Source organism: Azospirillum aestuarii, assembly GCF_016632405.1.
Classification (GTDB): domain Bacteria; phylum Pseudomonadota; class Alphaproteobacteria; order Azospirillales; family Azospirillaceae; genus Azospirillum; species Azospirillum aestuarii.
This window is the reverse complement of record NZ_JAEPIV010000041.1, coordinates 25,502-32,257: the sequence shown is the minus strand read 5'-3', so window position 1 is coordinate 32,257 and position 6,756 is coordinate 25,502. Positions and strand designations below refer to the sequence as shown.

General features: G+C 68.6%; 6 protein-coding genes. All 6 read right to left on the bottom strand.

The window, feature by feature from the left end; all coding sequences use genetic code 11:
* Positions 1-324 precede the first annotated feature (324 nt).
* Positions 325-1,119, bottom strand: coding sequence for an ethanolamine ammonia-lyase subunit EutC (gene eutC / locus JJL56_RS30285; RefSeq protein WP_145629769.1), 795 nt, complete (start codon positions 1,117-1,119; stop codon positions 325-327).
* Positions 1,116-2,519 (bottom strand): ethanolamine ammonia-lyase subunit EutB, encoded by a 1,404-nt coding sequence (locus JJL56_RS30280; protein WP_200487555.1) that lies wholly within the window; start codon positions 2,517-2,519, stop codon positions 1,116-1,118. The genes eutC and JJL56_RS30280 overlap by 4 nt, the downstream gene beginning before the upstream one ends.
* A gap of 28 nt (positions 2,520-2,547) precedes the next feature.
* A complete protein-coding gene (locus JJL56_RS30275) occupies positions 2,548-3,789 on the bottom strand; it encodes an NAD(P)/FAD-dependent oxidoreductase (protein WP_200487554.1) in 1,242 nt (413 codons plus the stop codon).
* Positions 3,790-3,836: 47 nt separating this feature from the next.
* Positions 3,837-4,820: a dipeptidase gene (locus tag JJL56_RS30270; protein ID WP_145627739.1), complete on the bottom strand. Its 984-nt coding sequence runs from the start codon at positions 4,818-4,820 to the stop codon at positions 3,837-3,839.
* A 66-nt stretch (positions 4,821-4,886) separates the two neighbouring features.
* On the bottom strand, positions 4,887-6,176 hold the full coding sequence (locus JJL56_RS30265) for a TRAP transporter large permease (protein ID WP_145627740.1): 1,290 nt from the start codon (positions 6,174-6,176) through the stop codon (positions 4,887-4,889).
* A gap of 74 nt (positions 6,177-6,250) precedes the next feature.
* Positions 6,251-6,703 (bottom strand): TRAP transporter small permease, encoded by a 453-nt coding sequence (locus tag JJL56_RS30260; protein ID WP_145627742.1) that lies wholly within the window; start codon positions 6,701-6,703, stop codon positions 6,251-6,253.
* Between the last annotated feature and the right edge of the window lie 53 nt (positions 6,704-6,756).

Here is a 6,756-nt window from a genome sequence, read left to right as displayed (position 1 = left end):
GCGTCTTAAGACGTGGGAGAGTAGGTCGCCGCCAGGTCACCACGGCACACGCCAAACCAGCCCGACGCGGCTTGGACAAGGTTTCAGCATCGCTTGACAATCGGCTTCATGAACGACAAAGCCGGCGCTTTTCCCAACGGGGAGCGCCGGCTTTTCGTCGTGTCCGGGTGTCGCCACAGGCCCCCTCCCTAACCCTCCCCCGCCTTCGGCGGGGGAGGGAATCATATTGCCGTGCCCAAGCATTGACTGCATGGCCGTCTTCGACGGCATCAGCTTTCCACCGTTTCAGAAAGGTGGAAGGGCCGTCCACACCATCAGTCCATTCTACTCAAGGCGCTGAGCAATGGCGGCGGCAAGCGCGACACCGCTGACCCGCGCCCGCCAAATGTCCCGAGCCAGATCGGCGATGCACGCGACGGCCTGCTCCGGGACCAAGCCGCCCAGTCGAATGTTGGAAATGCAACTGCGGGCCGAGTCCGGGGTGCCGGGCCGCGGCGCCCAGGTGACGTAGCAGCCGAGGGAATCGGCCGCCGAGAGCCCCGGACGCTCGCCGATCAGCACGATCACCAGGGCCAGCCCCAGCGCCTCGCCAATGGCGTCACCGATGGCGACTCTGCCCTGCTCCACAAGCGCCACCGGGGCCAGATCGACGCCTTGCCCGCACAGCCCACGCGCGAGACCAATGGTGACCGGGGCGGCGTTGACGTCGATCGCCATGGCCGACAGCCCGTCGGCCACCACGATGCCCACGCGGAGGCGCTCCCCGCCCAGGCCATCCGGTGTCGCCAGCCCGCGCAGCCGCTCCGCGTCCTCGTCGGCGAGGCGGCGGCCCAGGTCGGGGCGGCGCAGATAGACGGCCCGGTCGGGGGCGCAGCTGCGCAACCGGACGACCGGCAGTCCCGCCGACTCCAGCCGGCGGTGCAACCCGTCCAGATCGGGGGCCGCCCACACGGCGTCGCGGGCACGGGCATGGTCGTGCAGGAAATCCAGATGCGCCCGCGTGGGCAGCGAGGTGCCGGCCCGGCCCAGCGCCACCCGCGCGTCGGTGAAACGACGCAGCGGGTGAACCTCCGTCGAAGCCGGGGCATGGCTCAGGGCCTTGTCATCGCGCCTGGTCATCGTGAAGCCTCCAAGGCGGTGAGCGATCGGACCGCCTCCAGAAGCGGCATTCTCATCGGGACCGGACGCCAGGCGTTCCGGTCGTCCAGCAGCCCGACCCGGCGCGCCCAGTCCTCGAACTCCGGGGCCGGCGGGCGGCCGGTCAGGCGGCGGACCGTCAGGGCGTCGTGGTGCGACAGGCTCTGGTAGTTCAGCATGATGTCGTCGGAGCCGGGCACCGTGATGACAAAGGTGACGCCCGCCAGCGTCAGCACAGCGAACAGCGTGTCCATGTCATCCTGGTCGGCTTCGGCGTGGTTGGTGTAGCAAACATCCACTCCCATCGGCAGGCCCAGCAGCTTGCCGCAGAAATGGTCCTCCAGCCCGGCGCGGATGATCTGCTTTCCGTCGTAGAGGTATTCGGGGCCGATGAAGCCGACCACCGTGTTGACCAGCAGCGGCCGGAAGGCGCGGGCGACGGCGTAGGCGCGGGTCTCCATGGTCTGCTGATCGACGCCGTGATGGGCGTCGGCGGACAGGGCGGCGCCCTGGCCTGTTTCGAAATACATGACGTGGTCGCCGACCGTGCCGCGCTTCAGGGACCGCGCGGCCTCGTGCGCCTCGCGCAGCACGGCCAGGGAGATGCCGAAGCCGCGGTTGGCCTTCTCCGATCCGGCGACGGATTGGAACACCAGATCGACCGGCGCCCCGCCCTCGATCGCCCGGATGGCCGTGGTGACGTGGCCCAGGCAGCAGGTCTGGGTCGGGATGTCCAGCCGGGTGCGCAACTCGTCCAGCAGGCGGACGATGCGGCTGTAATCCTCCACGCTGTCGGTGACCGGGTTGACGCCGAGCACCGCGTCGCCGCTGCCCATCAGCAGCCCGTCGAGCAGACTCGCGGCGATGCCGCGGCTGTCGTCGGTCGGGTGGTTGGGTTGCAGGCGCGTGGACAGCCGTCCAGCCAGCCCCAGGCTGTTGCGGAAGGCCACGGGGTTCTCGCATTTGGCCGCCACCGCCATCAGGTCCTGCGCCCGCATGATCTTCGACACGCCCGCCACCATCTCCGGCGTCAGGCCGGCGGCGAGCGCGGCCAGACTGTTTCGGTCGGCGGCGTCCGACAGCAGCCAGTCCCGGAACTCCCCGACGGTCAGCGACGCGACGGGAGCCAGAGCCGCCGCGTCCCGCTGGTCGTGGATCAGGCGGGTGACCTCGTCCTCCTCGTAGGGCACGAGGTCGGTGACCAGAAAATCCGCCAACGGAATGTCGGCAAGGACGCGCTGGGCGGCGTGGCGCTCCAGCGCGCTGCCGGCGGCCAGCCCGGCCAACTGGTCCCCCGACCGGGCGGGCGAGGCCTTGGCCAGCACGTCGCGCAGATGGGGGAAGCGCCAGCGGGTGCGGCCGAGCGAGGTGGTGTAGGGCATACGGACTCTCCGGCGAAGGGGAGACGGTTCAGAAGCGGCGCGGATCGACCGCCATCAGGTCGAGCGGCGGCGCGCACCCGGCCACCAGATCAGCGACCACCATGCCGCTCAGCCCGCCGAGGGTCAGCCCGACATGCTGGTGGCCGAAGGCGTAGACCACCCGTTCGCTGGCCCGCGACCGGCCGAGCACCGGCAAACCGTCGGGAAAGGTCGGGCGGAAACCCAGCCAGTCGTCGGTCTGACGGACGCCCGGTTCGTTCAGGGCTGGCAGGGCCTCGCGGGCCGAGCGCGCCAGCAGACCCGTCAGACCGGACGCCTTGCGGGGGTCGAGCCCGGCCAGTTCCACCGTGCCGGCCACCCTCAGGCCTTGGGCCATGGGGGTCATGTAGAGCCCACGCTCGGCCCAGCCGCAGGGCCGCCCGATGGGGTCGATCACCCCGCCGAAGGTGACGTGATAGCCGCGCTCAGTGTCCAGCGGCAGACTGTCGCCGCAATCGGCGGCCAGCGGGCGGGAGTGGATGCCGGCCGCCACCACGGCATGGTCGAAACGCTCGTCGCCGTCCGGCGTGACGAGGATGACGCCGGAACCGCCGGGGGCCAGCCTCGTCACGGCGCGGGCCTCGGTCCGCAGGCCGCGCCCGACCAGCCAGCCGTGCAGCGCGGTGAGGAAGCCCGCAGGGTCGCTCAGATGCCAGCTTCCGGGGAACAGCACGCCGTGGGCGAAGATCGGCGCCAGCGCCGGTTCCAGCCCCCGGATGGCCGAGGCGTCCAGAACCTCGCAGGCGACGCCGGCCTCGCGGCGCAGCCGCAGGGAGTCCGCGCTGTTCCGGAAGGACCGCTCGCTGGAATAGAGGTACAGGCATTCGCGGCGGCGTATCCGGTCCTCCAGCCCGGCGTCGCGAATCAGGTCGGCGTATCCTTCATAGGCGCGGCCCAGAAGCGGACCCAGCGCCGCCACCGCCGCTTCGTAGCGGGCCGGGGTGGAATGCCACAGGAAGCGCGCCAGCCAGGGCATGAGCCGCGGCAGGTAGGAGGCGCGCAGCCGGAAGGGGCTGTCGGCGGCCAGCAGGTAGCGGTGGAAATCCCGGAAGACCGACGGGTTGTTGACCGGGATGCAGGCGTAGTTGGCGAAGGTCCCAGCGTTGCCGTAGGAGGCGCCGCCCGCCGGCCCCGCGGGGTCGAACAGCGTGACGGCGTGCCCGTCCCGCATCAGCCAATAGGCCGAGGACAGACCGACGAAACCGGCACCGATGACGGCGACTGTGGCCATGGCGGGGGTGCTCCTTCAGGGTGGATCGGGTGGAACGGACCGGCGGCTCACCAGACGTCGCGCAGCAGCCGCAGCCAGTTGCCGCCCATGACCCGCTCGATCTTGCCGGACGACCAGCCCTTGCGGACCATGGCGGCGGTCAGGTTGGGATAGTCCTCGATGCGCTCGATGCCCTTGGGGAAGACCAGATCGCCGAAGGTGGTCAGGCGGCGCCCGTTGCCCTTGTCGTGCATCACCCATTCCTGGAAGGACCAGGGCTGGCCCTGCGACATGTCGGTGCCGATGCCGACATGCTCCTCGCCGCAGACGCCGACCATGTGCTCAACCACGTCGATGAAGTCGTCGATGGTGGAGGCGGTGCCCTTGGGCAGGAAGGGCGGGAAGATGGTGACGCCGACATAGCCGCCGCGCTGCGCCACGCTGCGCAGGGTCTCGTCGGACTTATTGCGCGGATGGTCCTTCAGGGCGCGCGGGCAGCAGTGGGTGTAGGCCACCGGCTTCACCGACGCCTCGATGGCCTCGGTCGCCGTCCGTTCCGACACGTGGGACAGATCGACCAGGATGCCCAGCCGGTTCATCTCCGCCACCACGTCGCGGCCGAAGCCGGTCAGCCCGGCGTCCTTGCCCTCGTAGCAGCCGGCCCCGACGAGATTCTGGGTGTTGTAGGTGAGCTGGATGATCTTCACGCCCAGTTCGGCGTAGAGTTCGAGATAGTCGATGTTGTCGTCGATGCCAGACGTGTTCTGCCAGCCCAGGATGATACCGACCTTGCCGTCGGCCTTGGCCTGGCGGATGTCCTCGACGCTGCGGATCTGGGTGATGATGTCGCCGTGCTCGCGGAACATGCGCTTCCAGTGGCCCACGTTCTTCATGGTGTCCTGGAAGCCTTCCCAGACGCTGCAGGTGCAGTTGGCGGCGGTGATGCCCGCCGTCCGCATCGCCTCGAAGATCTCGCGGTCGAAGTTGCAGACGAGAAGGGAGTCGGTGACGATCAGATCCTCGTGACGGACGTCGGCGATGCTGTCAGGCATGGTGGCCTCGATTGTGATTGTGGAGGAGAGGCGCGCATCGGGGCGCGCCGCATCAATAGAAGAGCTTCAGTAGAAGAAGCTCGGCAGGCCGGTGACGATGCCGGGGAAGAGGGTGAAGAGCGCGATGGACACCAGCATCAGCAGCCAGTAGGGGATGGCCTCCCACGCCGCCTCGGTGATGTTGACTGCACCCTTGGTCAGCGACACCAGAACGAACAGGTTGATGCCAACCGGCGGGGTGATCATCCCGATCTCGATCAGGACGGTGACGACGATGCCGTACCAGACCGGGTCGAAGCCGACGTTCATCATCAGCGGGAAGGTCAGCGGCAGGGTCATCAGCATGATGGAGATGCCGTCGAACAGGCAGCCGAGGACCAAATAGAGCAGGACGATGCCGAGCAGCAGCTCGTACTTGCCGATGGCCATCGCGCCCATGGTCTGGGCGAGCTGGGCCGGCAGCCCCAGGATGCTGATGGCCTGCGACAGGATGGACGCCCCCAGGAAGATCAGCGCGATGGCGCCGAAGCCGCGCACCGCCGCGATCAGCGCGTGCAGCAGCCCCTTCATCGTCAGCTCGCCGACGGTGAAGCCGAGCGCGATGGCCGCGACCACCCCCAGCGACGCCGCCTCGGTCGGGGTGGCGATGCCCATGTAGATGGTCCCCAGCACCGCGAACATCAGGATGGCCAGCGGCCACAGATCGACCAGCGACCGCAGGATCACCGCCAGCGACACCGCCTCGCGGTCGTCGGGCAGCCAGCCGGGCGAGAGCCGGGCGCGGACCGCGACCAGCCCCATGAACATGGCCGCCAGCAGGAAGCCGGGGATCAGGCCCGCCAGGAACAGCTTGCCGATCGACACGTCCATGGTGGCGCCGTAGATGATCAAAATCAGGCTGGGCGGGATGATGATCCCCAGCGTGCCCGAGGCGGCCAGGATGCCGACCACGCTCTTCGCCGGGTAGCCGCGCTTGATGAGCTGCGGGTAGGCGACCGACCCGACGGCGGCGGCGGTGGCGAGGCTGGTGCCGCTGACCGCGCCGAACAGCGTGCCGACCGCCACATTGGTGTGCATCAGGCCGCCGGGCACCCGGCGGAACAGCGGCGACACTCCCGAATAGATGCGGGCGCCGAGCCCGCTGGCGAGCAGAACCTCGCCCAGCACGATGAAGGCCGGGACCGCGCTGAGGGTGAAGCTGTTGAAGGCGTTCCAGCCAGCGGTGATGCCCAGTTGCAGGGCGCCGCCGACGAACAGTTCCAGGATCAGAAAGCCGGTCAGCCCCAGCGCCACGCCGATCGGAAACCCGGCGAGGAGCATGACGGCCAGACTCACGCCCATGACGAGCCATACCATGTCGCTCACTCCAAATTTTTAAATGCTGGCCAAACCCTTGATGCCGCCCGCTCGGGCGCGGGCAGGGCTGCGGCTCAGGCGCGCCCCAGAAGGCGCAGGACGCGCAGGAGGATCATCGACAGCGCCATCACCGGGATGCCGAACATCCAGGGGGCCACCGGCAGCGCGGCGTTCTCGGAGCGGGCGGAGATCTGCCAGGAAAAGGCGGCGAATTTGTAGCCTTCGACCAGAATGATGACGAAGAACAGGATCGTCGCCAGGTCGCCGGCCAGCCGGCAGAGGCGCTGCAAGGGGGCGGGCAGCCGGCTGGTCACGATCTGCACCGTGATGTGCTCACGGTCGAGGTCGGAGGTGACGATCGAGATGAAGCTGGAGGTCGCGAACAGGAGACCGACGAACTCATCGGAGAAATCAAGGGGAACGCCGAGAACATAGCGATTCAGCGTCGCGACGATCACCAGAGCGATGAAGCAGGCGATGATGCCGGCTCCGATGTTCTTCAACAAATTCGATATGGAATTGTCCATGCCATCCCCCTCTTGTCCATGTGCGGCACGCCGCCGACCAGCCGGCAGCGTGC

Bases quoted from the DNA above. Each gene is read 5' to 3' on its own strand.
- eutC (WP_145629769.1), bottom strand. From the start codon at position 1,119: ATGACCAGGCGCGATGACAAGGCCCTGAGCCATGCCCCGGCTTCGACG.
- JJL56_RS30280 (WP_200487555.1), bottom strand. From the start codon at position 2,519: ATGCCCTACACCACCTCGCTCGGCCGCACCCGCTGGCGCTTCCCCCAT.
- JJL56_RS30270 (WP_145627739.1), bottom strand. From the start codon at position 4,820: ATGCCTGACAGCATCGCCGACGTCCGTCACGAGGATCTGATCGTCACC.
- JJL56_RS30265 (WP_145627740.1), bottom strand. From the start codon at position 6,176: ATGGTATGGCTCGTCATGGGCGTGAGTCTGGCCGTCATGCTCCTCGCC.
- JJL56_RS30260 (WP_145627742.1), bottom strand. From the start codon at position 6,703: ATGGACAATTCCATATCGAATTTGTTGAAGAACATCGGAGCCGGCATC.
- JJL56_RS30275 (WP_200487554.1), bottom strand. From the start codon at position 3,789: ATGGCCACAGTCGCCGTCATCGGTGCCGGTTTCGTCGGTCTGTCCTCG.